General features: G+C 38.7%; 26 protein-coding genes. 25 read left to right on the forward strand and 1 reads right to left on the reverse strand.

The window, feature by feature from the left end; translation table 11 throughout:
• Positions 1–74: 74 nt before the first annotated feature.
• From rpiB to Q9B79_RS18210, 17 genes are all read left to right on the forward strand, one after another.
• On the forward strand, positions 75–518 hold the full coding sequence (rpiB, locus tag Q9B79_RS18130; protein ID WP_000869919.1) for a ribose 5-phosphate isomerase B: 444 nt from the start codon (positions 75–77) through the stop codon (positions 516–518).
• Positions 519–584: 66 nt separating this feature from the next.
• A complete protein-coding gene (locus Q9B79_RS18135; protein ID WP_306186375.1) occupies positions 585–1157 on the forward strand; it encodes a TIGR01440 family protein in 573 nt (190 codons plus the stop codon).
• A 216-nt stretch (positions 1158–1373) separates the two neighbouring features.
• Positions 1374–2615: a serine hydroxymethyltransferase gene (gene glyA, locus Q9B79_RS18140; protein WP_306186377.1), complete on the forward strand. Its 1242-nt coding sequence runs from the start codon at positions 1374–1376 to the stop codon at positions 2613–2615.
• Between the two features lie 272 nt (positions 2616–2887).
• Complete coding sequence (gene upp, locus Q9B79_RS18145) at positions 2888–3517, forward strand: uracil phosphoribosyltransferase (RefSeq protein ID WP_000517539.1); 630 nt, start codon at positions 2888–2890, stop codon at positions 3515–3517.
• Between the two features lie 371 nt (positions 3518–3888).
• Positions 3889–4002, forward strand: a complete 114-nt coding sequence (locus Q9B79_RS18150) for a DUF4024 domain-containing protein (RefSeq protein WP_000232962.1) — start codon at positions 3889–3891, stop codon at positions 4000–4002.
• A 26-nt stretch (positions 4003–4028) separates the two neighbouring features.
• Positions 4029–4253, forward strand: a complete 225-nt coding sequence (locus Q9B79_RS18155; RefSeq protein WP_001171223.1) for an AtpZ/AtpI family protein — start codon at positions 4029–4031, stop codon at positions 4251–4253.
• The gene (locus Q9B79_RS18160; protein ID WP_000567600.1) at positions 4253–4645 is read left to right on the forward strand and encodes an ATP synthase subunit I; all 393 of its coding nucleotides are present in this window, start codon (positions 4253–4255) and stop codon (positions 4643–4645) included. The genes Q9B79_RS18155 and Q9B79_RS18160 overlap by 1 nt, the downstream gene beginning before the upstream one ends.
• Positions 4646–4652: 7 nt before the next feature.
• Positions 4653–5372 (forward strand): F0F1 ATP synthase subunit A, encoded by a 720-nt coding sequence (gene atpB / locus Q9B79_RS18165; RefSeq protein ID WP_086392762.1) that lies wholly within the window; start codon positions 4653–4655, stop codon positions 5370–5372.
• Between the two features lie 56 nt (positions 5373–5428).
• Entirely contained in the window at positions 5429–5647 is a 219-nt protein-coding gene (gene atpE / locus Q9B79_RS18170) for a F0F1 ATP synthase subunit C (protein ID WP_000052064.1), read from the forward strand.
• Positions 5648–5776: 129 nt separating this feature from the next.
• Entirely contained in the window at positions 5777–6283 is a 507-nt protein-coding gene (gene atpF / locus Q9B79_RS18175; protein ID WP_001142618.1) for a F0F1 ATP synthase subunit B, read from the forward strand.
• Complete coding sequence (gene atpH, locus Q9B79_RS18180) at positions 6280–6822, forward strand: F0F1 ATP synthase subunit delta (RefSeq protein WP_000064683.1); 543 nt, start codon at positions 6280–6282, stop codon at positions 6820–6822. The genes atpF and atpH overlap by 4 nt, the downstream gene beginning before the upstream one ends.
• 11 nt (positions 6823–6833) lie before the next feature.
• The gene (gene atpA / locus Q9B79_RS18185; RefSeq protein WP_000027518.1) at positions 6834–8342 is read left to right on the forward strand and encodes a F0F1 ATP synthase subunit alpha; all 1509 of its coding nucleotides are present in this window, start codon (positions 6834–6836) and stop codon (positions 8340–8342) included.
• A gap of 336 nt (positions 8343–8678) precedes the next feature.
• Positions 8679–9539 (forward strand): F0F1 ATP synthase subunit gamma, encoded by an 861-nt coding sequence (gene atpG / locus Q9B79_RS18190; RefSeq protein WP_000157696.1) that lies wholly within the window; start codon positions 8679–8681, stop codon positions 9537–9539.
• A gap of 241 nt (positions 9540–9780) precedes the next feature.
• Complete coding sequence (gene atpD / locus Q9B79_RS18195; RefSeq protein ID WP_001032593.1) at positions 9781–11187, forward strand: F0F1 ATP synthase subunit beta; 1407 nt, start codon at positions 9781–9783, stop codon at positions 11185–11187.
• Between the two features lie 20 nt (positions 11188–11207).
• The gene (gene atpC, locus Q9B79_RS18200; RefSeq protein ID WP_000847211.1) at positions 11208–11609 is read left to right on the forward strand and encodes a F0F1 ATP synthase subunit epsilon; all 402 of its coding nucleotides are present in this window, start codon (positions 11208–11210) and stop codon (positions 11607–11609) included.
• A 130-nt stretch (positions 11610–11739) separates the two neighbouring features.
• Entirely contained in the window at positions 11740–12522 is a 783-nt protein-coding gene (locus tag Q9B79_RS18205) for a DUF975 family protein (RefSeq protein WP_306186392.1), read from the forward strand.
• A gap of 47 nt (positions 12523–12569) precedes the next feature.
• Positions 12570–13223 carry a DUF975 family protein gene (locus Q9B79_RS18210; RefSeq protein WP_306186394.1) on the forward strand — a complete coding sequence of 218 codons (654 nt, stop codon included), beginning with the start codon at positions 12570–12572 and terminating at the stop codon, positions 13221–13223.
• A 50-nt stretch (positions 13224–13273) separates the two neighbouring features.
• Here Q9B79_RS18210 and Q9B79_RS18215 read toward each other — a convergent pair whose 3' ends face one another.
• Positions 13274–16003, reverse strand: coding sequence for a putative bifunctional diguanylate cyclase/phosphodiesterase (locus Q9B79_RS18215; RefSeq protein ID WP_306186396.1), 2730 nt, complete (start codon positions 16001–16003; stop codon positions 13274–13276).
• Between the two features lie 289 nt (positions 16004–16292).
• Here Q9B79_RS18215 and nuoA point away from each other — a divergent pair, with 289 nt between their 5' ends.
• Genes nuoA through nuoK form a run of 8 tightly spaced genes read left to right on the forward strand, consistent with a single transcriptional unit; the run spans position 16293 to position 21709 of the window.
• Complete coding sequence (gene nuoA, locus Q9B79_RS18220; RefSeq protein WP_306186398.1) at positions 16293–16661, forward strand: NADH-quinone oxidoreductase subunit NuoA; 369 nt, start codon at positions 16293–16295, stop codon at positions 16659–16661.
• Positions 16652–17170, forward strand: coding sequence for an NADH-quinone oxidoreductase subunit NuoB (nuoB, locus tag Q9B79_RS18225; protein ID WP_000236331.1), 519 nt, complete (start codon positions 16652–16654; stop codon positions 17168–17170). Before nuoA ends, nuoB begins: the two co-directional genes overlap by 10 nt.
• On the forward strand, positions 17167–18330 hold the full coding sequence (locus Q9B79_RS18230; protein WP_306186401.1) for an NADH-quinone oxidoreductase subunit C: 1164 nt from the start codon (positions 17167–17169) through the stop codon (positions 18328–18330). The genes nuoB and Q9B79_RS18230 overlap by 4 nt, the downstream gene beginning before the upstream one ends.
• Positions 18331–18334: 4 nt before the next feature.
• Positions 18335–19435, forward strand: coding sequence for an NADH-quinone oxidoreductase subunit NuoD (gene nuoD / locus Q9B79_RS18235; protein ID WP_000621448.1), 1101 nt, complete (start codon positions 18335–18337; stop codon positions 19433–19435).
• Complete coding sequence (gene nuoH / locus Q9B79_RS18240; protein ID WP_000573437.1) at positions 19435–20436, forward strand: NADH-quinone oxidoreductase subunit NuoH; 1002 nt, start codon at positions 19435–19437, stop codon at positions 20434–20436. The genes nuoD and nuoH overlap by 1 nt, the downstream gene beginning before the upstream one ends.
• 25 nt (positions 20437–20461) lie before the next feature.
• Complete coding sequence (nuoI, locus tag Q9B79_RS18245) at positions 20462–20881, forward strand: NADH-quinone oxidoreductase subunit NuoI (RefSeq protein ID WP_000677191.1); 420 nt, start codon at positions 20462–20464, stop codon at positions 20879–20881.
• Complete coding sequence (locus Q9B79_RS18250) at positions 20878–21402, forward strand: NADH-quinone oxidoreductase subunit J (RefSeq protein WP_306186405.1); 525 nt, start codon at positions 20878–20880, stop codon at positions 21400–21402. Before nuoI ends, Q9B79_RS18250 begins: the two co-directional genes overlap by 4 nt.
• On the forward strand, positions 21395–21709 hold the full coding sequence (nuoK, locus tag Q9B79_RS18255; RefSeq protein WP_000100078.1) for an NADH-quinone oxidoreductase subunit NuoK: 315 nt from the start codon (positions 21395–21397) through the stop codon (positions 21707–21709). The genes Q9B79_RS18250 and nuoK overlap by 8 nt, the downstream gene beginning before the upstream one ends.
• The last annotated feature ends 28 nt before the right edge of the window (positions 21710–21737 follow it).

The raw sequence follows: 21737 nt of genomic DNA on the forward strand, positions 1-21737 counted from the left end.
TGGAGATCACTTCATCCCATTAAAGGATCGAGTGAGAAATGAAGATAATGGATTGAAAATTTGGAGGGGTAAAAATGAAAGTAGTAGTAGCATCTGATCACGGCGGTATGAATATCCGTAAGGAACTTGTAAGTTTATTAGAAGAGTTAAATATTGAATATATTGATTTAGGTTGTGAATGTGAAGCTGGTTCTGTTGATTACCCTGATTTTGCGTTTCCAGCAGCGGAAATGGTAGCGAATGGCGAAGTAGACCGTGGTATTTTAGTTTGTGGGACAGGCATCGGTATGTCAATTGCTGCAAACAAAGTAAATGGTATTCGTTGTGCGTTAGTTCATGATACTTTCAGCGCGAGAGCAACGAGAGAGCATAACGATACAAACATGTTAGCAATGGGCGAGCGTGTAATTGGTGCTGGTCTAGCACGTGACATCGCAAAAATTTGGTTAACAACTGAATTCGAAGGTGGCCGTCACGAAAACCGCGTAGGAAAAATTAAAACTTACGAAGCAAAGTAATAGATTCTAACTAGAAGCAGTAGGAAATATAATTTGGTGAACCAACCTGTGAAAGGAAGAGGCGTAATGACAGAAATCGTAAAGGTAAGAGAACAGCTACAAAATTCACTCTCTGATTTCCAAGAACAAGCTTCGCTACAAAATGGTCAAATTTTTGTAGTGGGGTGTAGTACGAGCGAAGTGCTAGGAGAAAGAATTGGAACATCAGGAACGATGGAAGTAGCAGAGGCGATTTTTTCTGAGTTAAAACAATTTCAAGAGCAAACAGGTATTGAGTTGGCGTTTCAATGTTGTGAGCATTTAAACCGTGCTTTAGTAGTTGAGAGAGAATTGGCGATGAAATATCCATTTGAAATTGTAACAGTTACGCCTGTTAGATCAGCAGGTGGTGCATTAGCAACATATGCTTATCACAATTTGAAAGATCCGGTAGTAATTGAGTTTATTAAAGCAGATGCGGGGATGGATATTGGTGATACATTTATCGGTATGCATTTAAAGCACGTAGCTGTTCCGGTTCGTACTAGTGTGAAGGAAATTGGAAATGCACATGTAACGATGGCAACAACACGTGGAAAACTAATTGGTGGAGCACGTGCTGTTTATGCGGCGGAGGAAGAGACTGTCACTTGCCGGTAAAGTTACGAATAAGGTATGTTGTCTGACTTTATCATAGCAGAAAGAAAAGACCGATTTTCGGTCTTTTTTTTCTTTTATGATATAGAAAGACATGTTAGAATGTAGTTGAAAACATGAAGGTTCGAAAGAATTACAACCTGAATTTTCGTTTTTTCTGAATAAATGAGAAAAAACTATTGGGAATCGATGTAATTCGTTCAGAAAAGGGGGATTTTGGTGGATCATTTAAAACGTCAAGATGAAAAGGTATTTGCTGCAATTGAGGCAGAACTAGGAAGACAGCGCACAAAGATTGAGCTAATTGCTTCGGAAAACTTCGTAAGTGAAGCAGTAATGGAGGCGCAAGGTTCTGTTTTAACGAATAAGTATGCTGAAGGATATCCTGGAAAACGTTACTATGGTGGCTGTGAACACGTAGACGTAGTAGAAGATATCGCACGTGATCGCGTAAAAGAAATTTTCGGCGCAGAGCACGTAAATGTTCAACCACATTCTGGTGCACAAGCGAACATGGCAGTATACTTCACGATTTTAGAGCAAGGCGATACAGTACTTGGTATGAATTTATCTCATGGTGGTCACTTAACACACGGAAGCCCTGTTAACTTCAGTGGAGTACAATATAATTTCGTAGAATATGGCGTGGATGCTGAATCTCACCGTATTAATTACGATGATGTATTAGCAAAAGCGAAAGAACATAAACCAAAATTAATCGTTGCAGGTGCAAGTGCATACCCTCGTGTTATCGATTTCAAACGATTCCGTGAGATTGCAGATGAAGTGGGCGCATACTTAATGGTTGATATGGCACATATCGCTGGTTTAGTAGCGGCTGGTTTACATCCAAATCCAGTACCACATGCACATTTCGTTACTACAACAACACATAAAACATTACGTGGTCCACGTGGTGGTATGATTTTATGTGAAGAGCAATTTGCAAAACAAATTGATAAATCAATCTTCCCTGGTATTCAAGGTGGTCCACTTATGCATGTAATCGCAGCAAAAGCTGTTGCATTTGGTGAGGCACTTCAAGATGATTTTAAAACATATGCACAAAATATCGTTAACAATGCGAATCGCTTAGCTGAGGGTCTTCAAAAAGAAGGGCTTACACTAGTTTCTGGTGGAACAGATAATCACTTAATCCTGATTGATGTTCGTAACTTAGAAATCACAGGTAAAGTAGCAGAGCACGTATTAGACGAAGTTGGTATTACAGTAAACAAAAATACAATTCCATTTGAAACAGCAAGCCCATTTGTAACAAGCGGTGTACGTATCGGTACGGCGGCTGTAACATCTCGTGGTTTCGGCTTAGAAGAAATGGATGAAATTGCATCACTTATTGCTTACACATTAAAAAATCATGAAAATGAAGCTGCATTAGAAGAAGCACGTAAGCGTGTAGAAGCGTTAACGAGCAAATTCCCAATGTACACTGATCTATAATAGATTGAAGAAGACTGCTAAGACGTAATGGTTTTAGCAGTCTTTTTTTTGGACATATATTGTTCTTTAAGTATGTATACAAATGATGAATAAATTTTGGCGATATAATGAAGGATACAGCTCCCATAATTGGTAAAGATACTAGATAGATTCATCGTAAAATCATGATTTTGCCAAATTTGCCCTTGAATATTAGTAACGTTTTCTTTACAATCGTAAATAGTGTAAAAAAGCGTGCAAACGCATGAATATCATCTAAAGGAGAGATTCACATGGGAAAACTGTATGTATTTGATCACCCGTTAATTCAACATAAGATTACATATATTCGCGATAAGAATACAGGTACGAAAGATTTTCGTGAATTAGTGGACGAAGTAGCAAGCTTAATGGCTTTTGAAATTACTCGCGACCTTCCACTTAAAGACATTGAAATTGAGACGCCTGTAAGCAAAGCGACAACAAAAGTGATCGCTGGTAAAAAACTTGGTTTAATTCCGATTTTACGTGCAGGTTTAGGAATGGTTGATGGAATTCTGAAATTAATTCCAGCAGCAAAAGTAGGACACGTTGGTTTATACCGCGACCCTAAAACATTGCAACCGGTAGAATACTATGTGAAACTTCCAACGGATGTAGAAGAGCGCGACTTTATCGTACTAGATCCGATGCTAGCAACAGGTGGTTCTGCAGCTGAAGCAATTAACTCTCTGAAAAAGCGCGGTGCAAAGCAAATTAAATTAATGTGTATCGTTGCGGCTCCAGAAGGAGTAAAAGTAGTACAAGAAGAACATCCTGATGTTGATATTTATGTAGCAGCATTAGATGAGAAATTAAATGACCACGGATATGTAGTGCCAGGTCTTGGTGATGCTGGTGACCGTTTATTCGGAACGAAGTAAGACAACTGACGAGAGGGGATTCCCCTCTCGTTTTTTTGTACCTTGATGAGGTAGGGGAGGGGGATAAATATACATAGTGTATACAACATAAGTTGTATACACATCACATATAATATAGAAGTCTTACGTCTAAGGAGCACTATATTATGGAAGGAAAGCGTTATATCGTAAAAATATAATAGTGACAAACTTGTGAACATTTCCTTCTATTATAATGAGAAAACTGTTAGAAATTGCATATCTCTAACCAGTATTTAGAAGGGGAACGTTTTCATTTTTGGGAGGAAATGACTAATACTCAAATTTTTTGATTTTTTACGATTTCTCGTTGACACTGTTAATACCCTATTGTATGCTAACAACGGGGATAGATGGTAGGGCTTTCAGTGACAAAATTACATCTATTCCGTGACGAAAATGTAAACTTTTTGTTTTGTATAGGATTTATGCAAAAAAATGAGTTATTATTAACACATCGTGAATGAGGGTTACATATTGGAGGGATGAATCCTTGCAAAAAAACGATCGCAGCCATATAAAAGCTTATGCTTTAATGTCAGGTATTCTTGCTCAGTTAGTCGGTTCTATTCTTGTTGGGATCTTTGGTGGGCAGTGGATTGATAATAAGGTTGGAACGTTTCCGTTGTTTCTTATTATAGGGTTATTACTCGGATTAGGAACAGGGGTATACGCAATGATTCGACTCATTCGACATTACTATTCGGGAGAGCAATGATGATAGACGTACATGGACTTGTCCAAAGACAAAAGAAATATATGTACTACTTGCTTGCGCTTCTAGTGCTAGGATGGGGATTCACCTCTTACAAGGATGTATTTCTTGGGCTGATTATCGGGACGATTTTCAGTTTTCTTAGTTTGCGCATCATTGCACGTAGAACAGACAAGCTGTTGGATCGCGTAACAAATGGAGAAAACGTGAAGTTTAAGGCAACAGCGGTAAGTACATATTCAAGATTCGCCACGATTGGGTTATTAATTTTATTTGCAGCCAAATATCAAGAGTTAATTGCGATGTGGGGCTTAGGTGTAGGATTGCTGACAGGATACCTTGTCATGATCATAGATTTTCTTTATTTAGAGTATAAGAGCAGGGAAGAGAGGTGAATTACTAGTGGAACACGGTAGATTAGTTGAATTTCTAGGTTTAACGTTCGATTTGTCGTCAGTTATGATGGTTACTGTAGCAGCAGTTATTGTTTTTTTAATCGCTGTTATCGGAACTCGCAGCTTAGCTCTTCGCCCAACAGGAATGCAAAACTTCATGGAATGGGTGTTTGACTTCGTGAAAGGGATTATCAATAGTACGATGGACTGGAAAACAGGTGGACGTTTCTTAACGCTTGGCGTTACGCTTATCATGTTTATCATCGTATCGAACTTCCTTGGTTTACCATTCATGTATTCAGCAACTGAAGCTGGCGAACATATTGCATGGTGGAGATCACCAACGTCTGATCCAGCAGTTACATTAACATTAGCCGTGATGGTAGTTACCCTCACCCATTATTATGGAATTAAGATGAAGGGTACGAAAGAATATGTAAAAGGTTATTTCCAACCTATGAAATTCTTATTCCCATTAAAGGTTATTGAGGAGTTTGCTAACACATTAACGTTAGGTCTTCGTTTATTTGGTAACATTTATGCAGGTGAGATCTTATTAGGATTACTTGCTAAGTTGGGTGGAGCATCATTCCTTGGCGCATTAGGTGCACTTGTACCTATGTTAGCGTGGATGGGATTCAGTGTATTCGTTGGTTCAATCCAAGCATTTATTTTCGTAATGTTAACGATGGTTTATATGGCTCATAAAGTAAGCCATGACCATTAATATAATTTAAGTAAGAAAAAAATTATTTTTTTATAATACAAAGGAGGACAAATTAAATGAGTTTAGGTGTAATCGCAGCTGCAATTGCAATTGGTTTATCAGCATTAGGTGCAGGTATTGGTAACGGTCTTATCGTATCACGTACAATCGAAGGTGTTGCTCGTCAACCAGAATTAAAAGGCGCGCTTCAAACAATTATGTTCATCGGGGTTGCTTTAGTTGAGGCACTTCCAATCATCGGTGTAGTTATTGCTTTCATCGTAATGAACAAATAAGGGAGACTCCCCTTACATAGATGGCGAAGAGTGTTTTTCCGAACTTTCTTCGCCATTGCTTTATGAATGAAACGTATGTCTTTTTTTTTCATATGATCAATTTAGATATTTTGAAGGGAGTGAATCCTTGTGCCAACTTTATTATTAGGTGCTGCCATTCCATTTGGAACGATTGCTTATACATTGTTCATTTTCTTACTTCTATTAGTAATGCTACGCAAATTTGCGTGGGGTCCTTTAATGGGAATTATGAAAGAACGTGAAGAGCATGTTACTAATGAAATCGACGCTGCAGAAAGAAGTAATGCTGAGGCGAAGAAGTTAGTAGAAGAACAACGTGAAATGTTAAAACAATCACGTGTTGAAGCACAAGAGTTAATCGAAAGAGCGAAAAAGCAAGCTGTAGATCAAAAAGATGTTATTGTTGCTGCTGCGAAAGAAGAAGCAGAATCAATTAAAGCATCTGCTGTACAAGAAATTCAACGCGAAAAAGAGCAAGCAATTGCTGCTTTACAAGAACAAGTTGCTTCTTTATCTGTTCAAATTGCTTCTAAAGTAATTGAAAAAGAATTAAAAGAAGAAGATCAAGTGAAGTTAATTCGCGATTATATTAAAGAAGTAGGAGAAGCGCGATGAGCAATGGGATTGTAGCAAAACGTTATGCTGTCGCTCTTTTTAAAATTGCTAAAGAAAAACACGTATTAGAAATGTTTGAAGAGGAATTACGCCTTGTACAAAACGTTTATGTAAAGAACGGAGAACTACATAGCTTTTTAACGCAACCGAACATTTCAAAGGAACAAAAGAAAACGTTTCTTGCAAACGTATTCGGATCTGTTTCTGAATCTATTTTAAATACGTTATATATTTTAATTGATAACAAACGCATTGATATCTTACCTGAAATTGCAGATGAATATGTTGTTCTTGCTAATGAAGAACGTAACGTAGCGGACGCAACTGTATATTCTACTCGTCTTCTATCAGAAGAAGAGAAGCTTAACATTGCAGAAGCATTTGCAAAGAGAACAGGAAAAGATGCAATTCGCGTAAAAAATGTTGTAGATGAAGATTTACTAGGCGGCATTAAAGTACGTATTGGAAATCGCATTTATGATGGAAGTTTACAAGGAAAATTAGCACGTATTCAGCGTGAATTAATGAAGAATAGATAGGGGTGAAGCACATGAGCATCAGAGCTGAAGAAATTAGCGCACTGATAAAGCAACAAATTGAGAACTATCAGTCTGAAATCGAAGTTAGTGATGTTGGTACAGTTATCCAAGTTGGTGACGGTATCGCGCGTGCTCATGGTCTTGATAACGTTATGGCTGGTGAACTTGTAGAGTTCTCTAACGGCGTTATGGGACTAGCACAAAACTTAGAGGAAAATAACGTAGGTATTATCATTTTAGGACCTTACACGGAAATCCGTGAAGGTGACGAAGTTCGTCGTACTGGTCGCATCATGCAAGTACCAGTAGGAAAAGAACTAATTGGTCGTGTTGTAAACCCATTAGGTCAACCAGTTGATGGTTTAGGCCCAATCAATACAACAAACACTCGTCCAATCGAAAGTCCAGCACCAGGTGTAATGGATCGTAAATCTGTTCATGAACCACTTCAAACAGGTATTAAAGCGATCGATGCTCTTGTACCAATTGGCCGTGGTCAACGTGAGTTAATCATCGGTGACCGTCAAACTGGTAAAACAGCAGTTGCACTTGATACAATCATTAACCAAAAAGATGAAGATATGATTTGTATCTACGTAGCAATCGGACAAAAAGAATCAACTGTACGTAACGTAGTAGAAACACTACGTAAGCACGGTGCATTAGAGTACACAATCGTTGTAACTGCATCTGCTTCTCAACCAGCTCCATTATTATACCTAGCTCCTTACGCTGGTGTAACAATGGGTGAAGAGTTCATGTACAATGGTAAACACGTATTAGTAGTATATGATGACTTATCAAAACAAGCAGCAGCTTACCGTGAGCTGTCATTACTATTACGTCGTCCTCCAGGTCGTGAAGCTTACCCAGGGGATGTATTCTACTTACATTCTCGCTTATTAGAGCGTGCAGCAAAATTAAGTGATGCAAAAGGCGGCGGTTCTTTAACTGCACTACCTTTCATCGAAACACAAGCAGGGGACGTATCAGCTTACATCCCAACAAACGTAATCTCGATTACGGATGGACAAATCTTCTTACAATCTGACCTATTCTTCTCTGGCGTACGTCCAGCGATCGATGCGGGTACTTCTGTATCTCGTGTAGGTGGATCTGCTCAGATTAAAGCAATGAGTAAAGTATCAGGTACACTTCGTCTTGACCTTGCATCTTACCGTGAGTTAGAAGCGTTCGCTCAGTTCGGTTCTGACCTTGATAAAGCAACTCAAGCGAAACTAAACCGTGGTGCTCGTACTGTTGAGGTATTAAAACAAGGATTACACAAACCGTTACGTGTAGAGAAACAAGTTATCATTCTTTACGCTTTAACACGTGGATTCCTAGATGATATCCCAGTAGTAGATATCACTCGTTTCGAAGAAGAATTCCATGCTTGGTTAGATTCTAATGCGACTGACTTATTAGAAGAAATCCGCACAACTAAGAAACTTGCGGATGACGACAAATTTGCAGCAGCAATTAATGGATTTAAAAAAGTATTCGTAGCTTCTGAATAATAATAAAAAGTGAAGCCGACTGTTCAGCCACATCGGCTAAGGTTCTTTCTCACAGAAGGTGCTTTTTACCTTCTTGTGGGGAAGGTTCTTAGACGAAAGGGGCTAGGAGGCGGAACTAGATTAATACAAGCGGAAGCGGCTCGTTTAAGCCGCTGCAGCTAGAGAGTATATATATAGGCATCTCAATTTCTGAGATTGCTGACGGTTATGTAAAGGAAAAGAGTAGGTGCACCTATTCTTTTCCTTCAATCATGAGCAAGAATATCTTGCAACGTAGATTAGGAAGAGGATTCTTACTAATCGTGCCAACTTCCGGAAAAAAGGTGGTGAAAACCTGTGGCATCTTTACGCGATATAAAAGCGAAGATTAACTCGACAAAGAAAACGAGTCAAATTACGAAAGCGATGGAGATGGTATCTGCATCTAAGTTAAACCGTGCAGAGCAAAATGCTAAATCTTTCGTTCCGTATATGGAAAAGATTCAAGAAGTAGTAGCGAGCATTGCGCAAGGAAGTAAAGGAATTAATCATCCGATGCTAAATGCGCGTCCTGTAAAGCGTACAGGATACATCGTTATTACATCTGATCGCGGACTAGCAGGTGGTTATAACAGTAACGTATTACGTACAGTAAGTAACGTAATTCGTGAACGTCATAATATGGATTCAAACCAATATTCAATTATTGTGCTTGGACGACTAGGACGTGATTATTTAAAACGTCGCGGCTTTAACATCATTGATGAAGTAGTTGGACTATCTGACCACCCATCATTTACTGATATTAAAGATCTTGCTTCTCGAGCAATTGCGATGTTTGCAGATGGTGCTTATGATGAGCTGTATATTTACTACAACCATTACGTAAGTAAAATTTCACAAGAAGTAACGGAAAATAAAATTTTACCGCTTACCGATGTGGCGTCTGATAAACCGACGACAGCTTATGAATTCGAACCTTCTGAAGAAGAAATTTTAAAAGTACTATTGCCACAATACGCAGAAAGCTTAGTGTACGGTGCATTACTAGACGGTAAAGCAAGTGAACACGCAGCGCGTATGACAGCAATGAAGAGTGCTACAGACAACGCAATGGAAGTTATCGATTCACTTACACTTTCATTCAACCGTGCGCGTCAGGCAGCGATTACGCAAGAAATTACGGAAATCGTTGGTGGAGCAGCAGCGTTAGAATAGTATTAAAAGGCAGAAGCGGTTCGTTCAGAATGAGAGGGGGATGGAGCTTTTGACGTAGAGGCGATTTGTGCCTCTTAGGAAAAAGCGAAGCCACCGAACATTCTAACCGCTGGAGCTAGATTCAATAAAAAGCGGAAGCGACTCTTTCAAAAGAGTCGCGTAAGCTATAAACCAATAAAAAATGAAAAGCTAGCTGCTCGTAGAAAGTTGGCTAATTAAAAGAAAGCTAGGAGGGAACCCGATGAATAAAGGGCGCGTTACGCAAATCATGGGTCCGGTTGTAGACGTTAAGTTTGATGGCGGAAAGCTACCAGAAATCTACAACGCCCTTACGGTAAAACAAAGCAACGAAAACGGAAGTATTAACTTAACATTTGAAGTTGCACTTCATTTAGGTGATGATACAGTTCGTACAGTTGCGATGTCTTCCACAGATGGACTTGTTCGTGGCACAGAAGTAGAAGATACTGGTAAACCAATCTCTGTACCAGTTGGTGATGTAACACTTGGTCGCGTATTTAACGTATTAGGTGATGCAATTGACTTAGATGGTGAGGTTCCTGCAGATGTACATCGTGATCCAATTCACCGTCAAGCACCTGCATTCGAAGAATTATCTACTAAAGTAGAAATTCTTGAAACTGGTATTAAAGTAGTAGACTTACTTGCTCCTTACATTAAGGGTGGTAAGATCGGTCTATTCGGTGGTGCCGGTGTAGGTAAAACAGTATTAATTCAGGAATTAATCAATAACATCGCACAAGAGCACGGTGGTATCTCTGTATTCGCTGGTGTAGGTGAGCGTACTCGTGAGGGTAATGACTTATACCACGAAATGAGCGATTCAGGCGTAATTAAGAAAACTGCGATGGTATTCGGACAAATGAACGAGCCACCTGGAGCACGTCAACGTGTTGCATTAACAGGATTAACAATGGCTGAGCATTTCCGTGATGAGCAAGGACAAGACGTACTTCTGTTCATCGATAACATCTTCCGTTTCACGCAAGCAGGTTCTGAAGTATCTGCCCTTCTTGGTCGTATGCCATCTGCGGTAGGTTACCAACCAACACTTGCAACAGAAATGGGTCAATTACAAGAGCGTATTACATCTACAAATAAAGGATCTATCACGTCTATCCAAGCGGTATATGTACCAGCCGATGACTATACGGATCCAGCACCAGCTACAACGTTCGCTCACTTAGATGCAACAACAAACTTAGAGCGTCGTTTAACACAAATGGGTATTTACCCAGCCGTAGATCCATTAGCATCTACATCTCGTGCACTTTCTCCAGAAATCGTAGGGGAAGAGCATTATGAAGTAGCTCGTCAAGTACAGCAAACTTTACAGCGTTATAAAGAGCTTCAAGATATCATCGCTATCTTAGGTATGGATGAGTTATCTGAAGAAGATAAGTTAGTTGTACATCGTGCTCGTCGTATTCAATTCTTCTTATCTCAAAACTTCCACGTAGCTGAGCAGTTTACAGGTCAAAAAGGTTCTTATGTACCTGTAAAAAATACAGTTAGCGGATTTAAAGAAATTCTAGAAGGAAAATATGATGACCTTCCAGAAGATGCATTCCGCCTTGTTGGTGGCATTGAAGAAGTTATTGAAAACGCGAAGAAAATGATGGCGTAAGGCCTTAGGAGGGACGAAGTATGAAGACATTTCCAGTCAGTATTGTAACTCCTGATGGACCGGTTTACGAAAAAGAAGTAGAAATGGTAAGCGTAAAAGCAGAGAGTGGGGAAATGGGGATCTTACCGGGTCACATTCCAACTGTTGCACCATTAAAAATTAGTGCAGTTCGTCTGAAAAATGGTGGACACACTGATTATGTAGCGGTAAGCGGTGGCTTTATCGAAGTTCGTCCAGATAAAGTAACTGTATTATCATCATCTGCTGAAGAAGCAAACCATATCGATATCCATCGTGCAAATGAAGCGAAGCGTCGCGCTGAGCAACGTCTGCAAGATAAACAAGCACATGTTGACTTTAAACGTGCAGAAATGGCATTACAACGTGCTGTGAACCGTTTAAACGTTTCCGATATGAAATAAAAAATCCGTAAAGGCTTTGCCTTTACGGATTTTTTTATGTTGTTTATGGATAATTTTACAAAAATGGTATAATTATATTGTTGCTCGTATAAGTAGAGAATGTACAACAATTTATAAAGGGGATGAATAAATGATCGGTGAAATGAAACGAGAAGCATTGCACTCTTTAAAAGGAAATTGGGGACTAGGTGTTGGATCAACGATTTTATATTTTATTTTAAGTTATGTTGTTTCAATGGCTGCAATGCTTATACTTTTAATTCCAGGAATTATTATATTTTTCTTATTTGCTGTTTTAGTAGGTTCGGTTGAAGAGGAAACAATATCAATTGGAGCAGGCGTTACATTCGGGATTTTTTATTGCATTATGATAATTTTAGGTAACGCATCGTATGGGATTACATCATACGGTTATACAAATGTATTTTTACAGATTAGTAAACGAGAAGATGCTAAAGTAGATTACTTATTCGAGGGATTTCGTGGCTTTAAAAGAATGATGAAAACAATGTGGGCAATGCTTGCGATTTTATTATATACAGGTACATGGATTCCGATGTTGCTAGTAGCCTTATTTGCATTTTTAGGTGAAGAAGGAAATACATCGTTTGCTATTGCTTTCTTTGTATTATTGGCTATTTCAATCGTTGGTATGATTGTGATGTACTTTTCTTATGCGCTGACGTACTATGTTATGGTTGAAAATCCAGAGTATAGTGTGTCACAGGCGATGAAAGAAAGTAAGCATCTTATGAAGGGGCACAAATTGGATTTGTTTCTGTTATGGCTGAGTTTTATAGGTTGGGCAATTTTAGCGATTTTTACACTTGGAATAGGCTTTCTTTGGCTTAGCCCGTATATGAGTACAACGACAGCGCATTTTTATCGCCATCTTTCAAAAGATCAATTGTAGTAGGAACATGCTATACTAATAGAGTTATTACGTATAGGAGGAAAAGTATGATTAGTGATTTAAAAGGAGAAGCGCTAGATTCATTAGAAGGAAAATGGGGCTTAGCTGTTGGGGCAACATTACTTATTTCGATTCTCACTTCAGCTTTTAGTTTTAGTATTAAATTCATTTTCTCTCAGGTTTGGGATTGGAAAGAAGTAAATAGCTCACTTTCAGTAGATGTTATTTCAATATTGATGATAGGTCCATTAACGTTAGGTGGCTATTGTTTAGCACTGCATATCATTCGTGAAAAAGAAGCGCGTATCGGGCATATATTCAGATGGTTTACAGAAGGAAGTAAGTTTATAAAGTCATTTTTATTATATATAGTAGTGAACATTTATCTTTTCTTATGGTTTTTACTATTTATTATTCCGGGCATTATTAAATCATTTTCTTATGCGATGACGTATTTTATAATAAATGATCACCCTGAGTATTCTATCAATCAAGCTATTACAGAAAGCCGTCGTATGATGGATGGGCATAAGATGGAGTATTTCATTTTATGTTTAAGCTTTATTGGCTGGTTTATATTAAGTTGTATTACACTCGGGATTGGGTTTCTATGGCTAATTCCATATTTTTATACGACGTCAGCAGCTTTTTATGAAGAGATTGCAGAGGAATATTACGAGAAAACAATTCCGACACTATAAAGTGGGACATCCCACATTGATAATTTGTTTTATAAAACCCCCAGTATGAGCTATTGGTTCATACTGGGGGTTTTTTGTAGGAACTTTATAAATTGATGACTCGTAAGTGGTTTACTGAAATAGTAACCTTGCATATACTTACAGTTGTTTTTTTGTAGAAATTTAAGTTGTTGTTCTGTTTCAATTCCTTCAGCAACGACAGAAAGATTTAACGTATTTGCAAGGGAAAGGATAGTGGAGACGATAGCTCTTTCTTCAGGACGGTGATCAGCGAGTTGTGTAAATTCTCTCGGTACTTTTAATGTATCGATAGGGAAAATTGATAAATAAGCGAGAGAAGAATAGCCGGTACCGAAGTCATCAATGGATGTTTGAATACCATATTCCTTTAATTGTTTTAGTCTTAATAACGTTTCTTTTTCATCAATCATCGCAATTCGTTCTGTTAACTCAAGTGTTACATATTTGGGATCGATGTTAAGGTCTGTTAGTATTTGTGAAATGTTCTCGATTAAATTATCTTGCTGGAACTCCTTTGCTGATAAGTTCACACTTATTTTTAAATCTGTATAGCCAAAAGTATGCCATATTTTTAACTGGCGACAAGATTCTTTTAATACCCAATGACCGAGTGGAATGACCTGCGGAGTCTCCTCTACAATTGGAATGAACTCACATGGCGGAATGTCACCTAGGAGTGGGTGTCTCCAGCGTATTAATGCTTCAGCTCCAATAATTTTTTTCGTCGTAATATCAATTTGTGGTTGATAAACGACATAAAACTCTTCGTTTACTAAAGCGAGTGGTAAATCTTTTTCAATTCGAGCTTTTCGTTCCATTTTTTTATACAATTCTTTCGTGTACAGAGAGCTACCGTTTTTTCCTTTGTTTTTTGCTTCATACATGGCCATATCGGCATGCTGCAAGATTGATAATGGATCTTCACCTGCTTCAGGATATATTGCAATCCCGATGCTTGGTGAGATTTTTAAATGTTGACTTTCAATTTCGAATGGTTCGTTCATGTCTGCTACAATCGCATCAGCTATTTTTTTTACATCTGGCCTTTTTTGATAATTCTCAATAAGGATTGTGAATTCATCCCCAGCTAATCGGGCAAGTTTCATATTTGGTGTTGCTATTCTTTCAAGTCTTTTTGCTACTGCAATTAATAGAAGGTCTCCCACCCTATGACCGAGGGTGTCGTTAATAACTTTAAAGCGGTCTAGGTCGAGGAACATAACAGCAAAAGGCCTTTTTGATATTTTGGATCGAGCAATTGCTTGTTCTACATATTGATGAAATGCACGACGATTTGCAAGCTCTGTTAATGTATCATGGTAGGCTAGAAAGTTAATTTGTTCTTGCTGTTGTTTGCTTTCCGTAATATCTTTAATCATTAAATAAACGCCAGAAATATGATTTTTTAAAAAGATAGGAACAGCTGTAACATGCAAGTAGTAAATATCTCTATTTTTATGATACGCCCGTACTTCTAAAGAAATAGATTTTCCCTTTTTTACGCGATGGAAGGCATTAATAATCTCTTCCAAATCTTCTTCATACGTAAGTGAATAGTATGGTTGTTTTAATAATTCATTCGTTTGATAACCGAGTAAAGTCGTACCAGCGTTGTTCACGTTGAGAAAATTACCGTACAAGTCTAATGTAAAAATTGGATCTGGATGGTGCTCATATAAAGATTTAAACATTTGTTGGTTATGGTATAGTTCATTTTTTTGTTCTACTAAATCTTCTGTACGTAGTTCAATTTGTTTTTCGAGTTCTGAGTTGAATTGCATTTGAGCTAGTAATAATACTTTATTTTGTTTTCGCACTAAACTATGGCGTATGAGAACGAAGGAGAAAGTTATCATAAGCCCAATTACTACGATAGGTGCAAAAACGTATTCAACTAGTATAAACAAAATAAGCATGACTACAGAAATATAAGGTAACGATAATCTGATCGATTCACCAAGTTTAGGTGTTAATAGTACTTGCTCGTGTCTTTCAGGTTCTTTTGTATGCAGGATACAGGCGATTGCTACTAGTACTAAAGTTACTTGATAGAGAGGAGTAACTGTAAACATGGAATACTCAGGTGTGAAGTATTTGATATAAGCATAAATCGCATCTGCAGTAGCATATAAAATTAAAGCACTGCCAAGAAGCGCACCAACTTTTTTTGATAATAAGGATAATGGCTTGAATAATAGATTGATTCCTATGAGAAAAAAGAGTAAATCGGCCATTGGATAGGTAAGTTGAACAAATATGTCGATATAGGATGTTGAAGAAATGTGAATGGTGCGTTCAATAAGTAAGTAGTAACTTAAAGTGAATTGTGCTGTAACGATAATACAAATATCACATATCATAAAAAGCTTTTCTAATAAATCACGGTTATAAATGATTTCATATAGAAAGGCGAATGCAAAGCTAATTAAAAAAAGTAGGTAAAAAAAGTCGGACGGATCAACGAATGTATAGTAGTCCTTTAAAATTAAACGCTGATAGGCAACGATAATATCACCAATGAAATAAGAGAGGGCTCCAACACATAAAATGGTCCAAAATAAACGAGGTAACCCTTCTTTCTTGTTTGAAAAATAAAGTATATAACTACAAGCGATAATATCAATGAATAAAGTACTCATTCCAATTAATATTTGAAAAGGAAATGAGTATTCATATAGAAAAGGCATTGCCACATAATGAATCGCTACAGATAACAATATGATGCTTATAAGAATACTTACATGTGTTTGTTTTTTCATTTATCTCACCCACGGTATATACATATAACTTCCTCTTTTGATTTTTTATTGTTTCTTGAAAAGTATATATAATTTCTATACTTATTTTACACAGGTATAGCGAGTTCTAAAAATAGATTTTAATAATTCCCGTTTCTGTCCCCAACATATCGACATAGGAATTTGAAGTTTGCTATAATGATTAAAATAGTTGCATTATTTAGAAAAATTTAAAAATAATAATTACTGCAACTAGGACATATTGTTTACTAAGTGAACTTGTTCTTAATTCAGGGGGGAGGGTTTCACAATGGTAAGTGTATATGAAAATAGTTATATGATCGTTTTGATTTTCTTGCTATTAGGCATATTGCTGCCGGTAGTGGCTCTTACATTAGGAAAGATGCTGCGCCCAAACAAACCAAGTGCAGCGAAAGCGACGACGTATGAGAGTGGGATTGAGCCTTTTCATGATGCAAATATTCGGTTTCATGCTCGTTATTATATTTTTGCTTTATTGTTTGTCATTTTTGATGTAGAAACTTTATTTTTATATCCATGGGCTGTTGCATATGACAAGCTCGGTTTATTTGCACTGATTGAAATGCTCATCTTTGTTGTAATGTTGCTAGTTGGATTAGCGTATGCTTGGAAAAAGAAGGTGTTACAATGGTTATAAATTTTGAGGAGTTACATCCAAATGAGCGAGCGGAATTAGAACGAAATATCTTTTTTTCTACATTGGAACAGTTGAAGGGATGGGCACGGAGTAATTCTTTATGGCCGATGACATTCGGACTGGCATGCTGTGCAATTGAAATGATGGGGGTAGGTTCATCGCATTACGATTTAGATCGATTTGGGTCATTTTTTCGGACTTCACCAAGGCAATCGGACGTTATGATTGTATCGGGAACGGTAACGAAGAAGATGGCTCCTATTGTTAGGCGTTTATACGATCAAATGCCTGAACCAAAATGGGTTATTGCAATGGGATCTTGTGCGACAGCAGGTGGCCCATATGTAAATTCGTACGCTGTTGTGAAGGGCGTGGATCAAATTGTACCAGTTGACGTGTATATTCCTGGTTGCCCACCAAATCCAGCTGCTTTAATTTATGGAATTAATAAATTAAAAGAAAAAATTCGTTACGAGGCAAAGACGGGAAAGCAGGTGACGAATAAATGAGTGATCTAAACAAAGAATTAGAGGACTTGAAAAGAGAAGCAGCTAGGCGTGCGAAAGAAGAGGCGAGAAAGCGTCTCGTTGCGAAACATGATGCAGAAATAAGTAAACTTGAGGAAGAAAATCAGGAAAAAGAGAAAGCGCTACCAAAAAATGACGAAATGACTGTGGAAGAAGCAAAACGACGCGCAGCTGCGGCCGCAAAAGCAAAAGCAGCGGCGTTAGCGAAGCAAGAAAGGGAAGAAACAGAAGAGGTAAAGGGAGAAGAAAAGGCAAAAGCGAAGGCGAAGGCAGCCGCCGCAGCAAAAGCAAAAGCAGCGGCGTTAGCGAAGCAAAAAAGAGAAGGAACAGAAGAGGTAACGGAAGAAGAAAAGGCAAAAGCGAAGGCGAAGGTAGCCGCCGCAGCGAAAGCAAAAGCAGCGGCGTTAGCGAAGCAAAAAAGAGAAGGAACAGAAGAGGTAACGGAAGAAGAAAAGGCAAAAGCAAAAGCGAAAGCTGTGGCGGCAGCCAAGGCAAAAGCAGCGGCGCTAGCGAAGCAAAAGGCCGTACAAGGTGATGGGGATTCAGGCGATGAAAAGGCGAAGGCAATTGCAGCAGCAAAAGCAAAAGCAGCTGCGGCTGCAAGAGCGAAGACAAAAGGCGCTGAAATTAAGAAGGAAGAGGAGCCGAAGCCAGAAGAGCCATCCGTGAATCAACCGTATTTAAATCAGTATGTTGAAGTTATTAAGGGGAAAGTAGGAGAGGATACGTTAGTAGATTCCTACATTAATAAACTTTCAAAAGATGTGCCAACTCTTGTGGTCGAGACCTCTAAATATTATGAAGTAATGGAGTTACTGCGATTCCATGAGGGACTTGCATTTGATTATATGTCAGAGCTACATGCGACGGATTTTGTGACACATATGGAAGTGTATGTTCATTTATTTTCATATGGAAAGAAACAGTCAGTAGCGGTAAAGGTGAAGCTGGATAGGGAAGCGCCGCAAGTGGAATCGGTGACAGCGCTTTGGAAAGGAGCGGATTGGCCAGAGCGGGAAGCCTATGATTTGCTTGGCATTGTATTTAAGGGACACCCGAATTTATCGCGTATTTTAATGCCTGATGATTGGATAGGACATCCGCTTAGAAAAGATTATGAACCGTATGATGTGGAGGTGTAGCTAAATGATCCGTACGGAAGAAATGCTTTTGAATGTAGGTCCTCAGCATCCAAGTACGCATGGTGTGTTCAGGCTTGTTATTAAGATTGACGGGGAAATTATTAAAGAAGCTACACCGGTTATTGGATATTTACATCGCGGGACTGAAAAGATTGCAGAGAGCTTACAGTATACGCAAATTATCCCTTATACAGATCGAATGGACTATTTATCGGCCATGACGAATAATTACGTCATTTGCCACGCTGTAGAGACGATGATGGGGCTTGAAATCCCGGAGCGGGCTGAATACTTGCGGGTGCTTGCGATGGAGCTTGGAAGGATTGCTAGCCATCTCGTTTGGTGGGGGACAAATCTTCTGGATATAGGAGCAGTTAGCCCGTTTTTGTACGCGTTTCGTGAGCGCGAGATGATTATTAATTTATTAAATGAATTATGCGGTGCCCGGCTTACTTTTAACTATATGAGAGTCGGCGGTGTAAAGTGGGATGCGCCGGACGGTTGGATTGAAAAAGTGGAAGAGTTTGTTCCGTATATGAGGGAGCAATTGGCAGGTTACCATGATCTCGTTAGTGGGAATGAGATTTTCTTAAATCGTGTAAAAGGCGTTGGGATATATAGCGAGGAAGATGCGATTTCGTATTCTTTAAGCGGAGCGAATTTACGATGCACCGGAGTAAACTGGGATCTTCGCAAGGATGAACCGTACTCCATTTACGACCGTTTTGATTTTGATATTCCTGTTGGGAGTGTGGGGGATGCTTGGGATCGTTATGTTTGCCGCATGAAGGAAATTGAGGAATCGTTAAAAATTGTTGAGCAAGCTGTCCAACAGTTCCCGAAAGAAGGAGCAGTACTTGCGAAAGTGCCGAAGATTATTAAGGCGCCTAAGGGGGAAGCATTCGTCCGTATAGAGTCGCCGCGCGGAGAGATTGGTTGCTATATTGCTAGTGACGGAAAGAAAGAGCCATACCGCTTGAAGTTTCGTAGGCCGTCTTTTTACAATTTGCAAATTTTACCGAAGTTATTGAAAGGTGAAAACATCGCCAATTTAATTACGATTTTAGGTGGAGTTGATATTGTACTTGGGGAGGTTGATGGCTAATGATTGAAACGCTCTTACAATCACCTTCAAGCTGGACGAATTTCTTCATTTTTTTCGGGTTAGCGGTGCTTCTACTATTTGCGGTTCTTGGCTTCGTTACATATGGTATTTTGGCAGAGCGGAAAGTGATGGGCTTTATGCAAGGGCGGATTGGGCCAAACCAAGTTGGGGGCCGGTTCGGCTTACTGCAAACGGTAGCCGATGTTTTAAAACTATTATTGAAAGAAGATAGTATTCCGAAGGCGGCAGATAAACCGTTGTTTATATTAGCACCTGTCATTGCATTTGCACCAGCATTTATGGTGCTTGCAGTCATCCCATTTACTGATAAATTTCAGTTCGCGGATATTGGTGTAGGCTTACTGTATTACATTGCAGTTTCTGGCATTACGACGATTGGGGTTGTGACCGGAGGATGGGCATCAAATAATAAATACTCCCTTTTAGGAGGGATGCGTGCGGCGGCGCAAATGATTTCTTATGAAATTCCGCTCGTAATGAGTGTAATCGGGGTCGTTTTGTTAGCGGGTAGCCTAAATTTAAATGAAATCGTAGCAGCACAGGAGAATGTTTGGTACATTTTCGTGCAACCAATCGGTTTCGTCGTGTTTTTAATCGCAGCGGTAGCAGAGTTAAATAGGACGCCGTTTGATTTACCAGAAGCTGAATCAGAGCTTGTTTCTGGATATCATACGGAATACTCAGGGTTTCGCTGGGCGTTTTTCATGCTTTCAGAGTACGTATATTTCTTCGGGATGGCATCTTTAATTACTGTGCTCTTTTTAGGTGGATGGAATCCAGTAATGTTCCTTGGATTTATTCCAGGTGCCGTATGGTTTGCTTTAAAGTTTAGCAGTGTAGTTTTTCTATTAATTTGGTTCCGCGTTACGTTTCCGCGTATAAGAGGTGATCAGTTAATGGAGTTTGGCTGGAAAGTATTATTGCCAATTGCACTTGCAAATATTTTCTTAACGGCATTGATTAAGGAGTTATTCTTCTAATCTATGAGGGGGGTGCCAGTAAGAGATGAAAGGACTATTTAAAGGATTAAAATATACATTAAGCAATTTGAGCAAGAAGAAGGTGACTTACGATTATCCGAATCAACCGTTGCCACTGCCAGACCGTTTTCGAGGGATTCAAAAGTTCTATCCGGAAAAGTGTATTGTTTGTAATCAGTGCTCTAATATTTGTCCGACAGACTGCATTCAGTTAACGGGGAAAAAACATCCCGATCCTACGAAAAAAGGGAAAATTATCGACACGTACGATATTAATTTTGAAATTTGTATTCTTTGTGATTTATGTACAGAAGTTTGTCCGACAGAGGCGATTGTTATGACAAATAACTTTGAGCTTGCGGAATATTCACGTGATGACTTATTTAAAAATTTGCAGTGGCTTGACGAAAACGATGAAAACGTCAGGAAGGAGAATAAAGCATGAATGGCGAGTTTGTAGCATTCTTTATACTATCCTTGTCTGCAATTGTTGGCGGCGTTCTTATGTTGAACTTAACGAAAGTCATGCATATGATGCTCGCTCTCGTTCTAACATTTCTCAGCATTGCAGGTTTGTACTTTCTTTTATCAGCTGAATTTATCGGAGTTGCACAAATATTACTTTACTCGGGTGCGATTACAATTATTATGATTTTTGGCATTATGTTAACGAAACATAACGCAGAAAATGAATCGCGTCTTACTCTTCGAAAATGGATTATCTTCTTTGCGGTTGTAGCATTTGGAGCAGTTATGTATTTCGCTGTTAACAATATTGATTTTGCAAATGAAAGCGCACAAGGAAGTTTACCTCTCCATGAAAAAAACACACTTCAAATCGGTACACTTCTCTATTCAAAATATATTATTCCATTTGAGTTAACCTCAGTTATTTTACTTGTAGCACTTGTTGGCGCAATTATTCTTGCGAAGAAGGATGAGAAAGAGGAGGATTCCAATGAGTAGCGTGCCTGCTTCTGCGTATTTAACGCTTGCGATTATTTTGTTTTGCATCGGTTTGTTTGGAGCTTTAACGAAGCGCAATACAGTGATTGTATTAGTTTGTATTGAATTAATGCTGAACGCAGCCAATTTAAATTTAGTAGCGTTTAGTAAGTTAGGTTTGTTCCCAAATTTAACAGGGCAAATTTTCTCCCTGTTTACGATGGCCGTAGCAGCAGCGGAGGCGGCGGTAGGACTCGCTATTTTAATTGCTTTGTATCGTAATCGTACGACAGTTCATGTAGATGAAATGGATACGCTCAAAGGATAACATTGTGACCGAAAAGGGGGAAGGAAAC

Origin of the sequence: Bacillus sp. MHSD_36 (assembly GCF_030757775.1) — a bacterium.
Taxonomy (GTDB): Bacteria; Bacillota; Bacilli; order Bacillales; family Bacillaceae_G; genus Bacillus_A.

Coding starts and splice junctions, on each gene's coding strand:
- atpE (WP_000052064.1), top strand. CDS start 5,429: ATGAGTTTAGGTGTAATCGCAGCTGCAATTGCAATTGGTTTATCAGCA.
- Q9B79_RS18150 (WP_000232962.1), top strand. CDS start 3,889: ATGGTAGGGCTTTCAGTGACAAAATTACATCTATTCCGTGACGAAAAT.
- nuoH (WP_000573437.1), top strand. CDS start 19,435: ATGATTGAAACGCTCTTACAATCACCTTCAAGCTGGACGAATTTCTTC.
- Q9B79_RS18250 (WP_306186405.1), top strand. CDS start 20,878: ATGAATGGCGAGTTTGTAGCATTCTTTATACTATCCTTGTCTGCAATT.
- Q9B79_RS18205 (WP_306186392.1), top strand. CDS start 11,740: ATGATCGGTGAAATGAAACGAGAAGCATTGCACTCTTTAAAAGGAAAT.
- atpC (WP_000847211.1), top strand. CDS start 11,208: ATGAAGACATTTCCAGTCAGTATTGTAACTCCTGATGGACCGGTTTAC.
- Q9B79_RS18215 (WP_306186396.1), bottom strand. CDS start 16,003: ATGAAAAAACAAACACATGTAAGTATTCTTATAAGCATCATATTGTTA.
- atpA (WP_000027518.1), top strand. CDS start 6,834: ATGAGCATCAGAGCTGAAGAAATTAGCGCACTGATAAAGCAACAAATT.
- nuoA (WP_306186398.1), top strand. CDS start 16,293: ATGGTAAGTGTATATGAAAATAGTTATATGATCGTTTTGATTTTCTTG.
- upp (WP_000517539.1), top strand. CDS start 2,888: ATGGGAAAACTGTATGTATTTGATCACCCGTTAATTCAACATAAGATT.
- nuoK (WP_000100078.1), top strand. CDS start 21,395: ATGAGTAGCGTGCCTGCTTCTGCGTATTTAACGCTTGCGATTATTTTG.
- Q9B79_RS18135 (WP_306186375.1), top strand. CDS start 585: ATGACAGAAATCGTAAAGGTAAGAGAACAGCTACAAAATTCACTCTCT.
- rpiB (WP_000869919.1), top strand. CDS start 75: ATGAAAGTAGTAGTAGCATCTGATCACGGCGGTATGAATATCCGTAAG.
- nuoI (WP_000677191.1), top strand. CDS start 20,462: ATGAAAGGACTATTTAAAGGATTAAAATATACATTAAGCAATTTGAGC.
- atpH (WP_000064683.1), top strand. CDS start 6,280: ATGAGCAATGGGATTGTAGCAAAACGTTATGCTGTCGCTCTTTTTAAA.
- Q9B79_RS18160 (WP_000567600.1), top strand. CDS start 4,253: ATGATAGACGTACATGGACTTGTCCAAAGACAAAAGAAATATATGTAC.
- nuoB (WP_000236331.1), top strand. CDS start 16,652: ATGGTTATAAATTTTGAGGAGTTACATCCAAATGAGCGAGCGGAATTA.
- Q9B79_RS18230 (WP_306186401.1), top strand. CDS start 17,167: ATGAGTGATCTAAACAAAGAATTAGAGGACTTGAAAAGAGAAGCAGCT.
- Q9B79_RS18210 (WP_306186394.1), top strand. CDS start 12,570: ATGATTAGTGATTTAAAAGGAGAAGCGCTAGATTCATTAGAAGGAAAA.
- nuoD (WP_000621448.1), top strand. CDS start 18,335: ATGATCCGTACGGAAGAAATGCTTTTGAATGTAGGTCCTCAGCATCCA.
- atpD (WP_001032593.1), top strand. CDS start 9,781: ATGAATAAAGGGCGCGTTACGCAAATCATGGGTCCGGTTGTAGACGTT.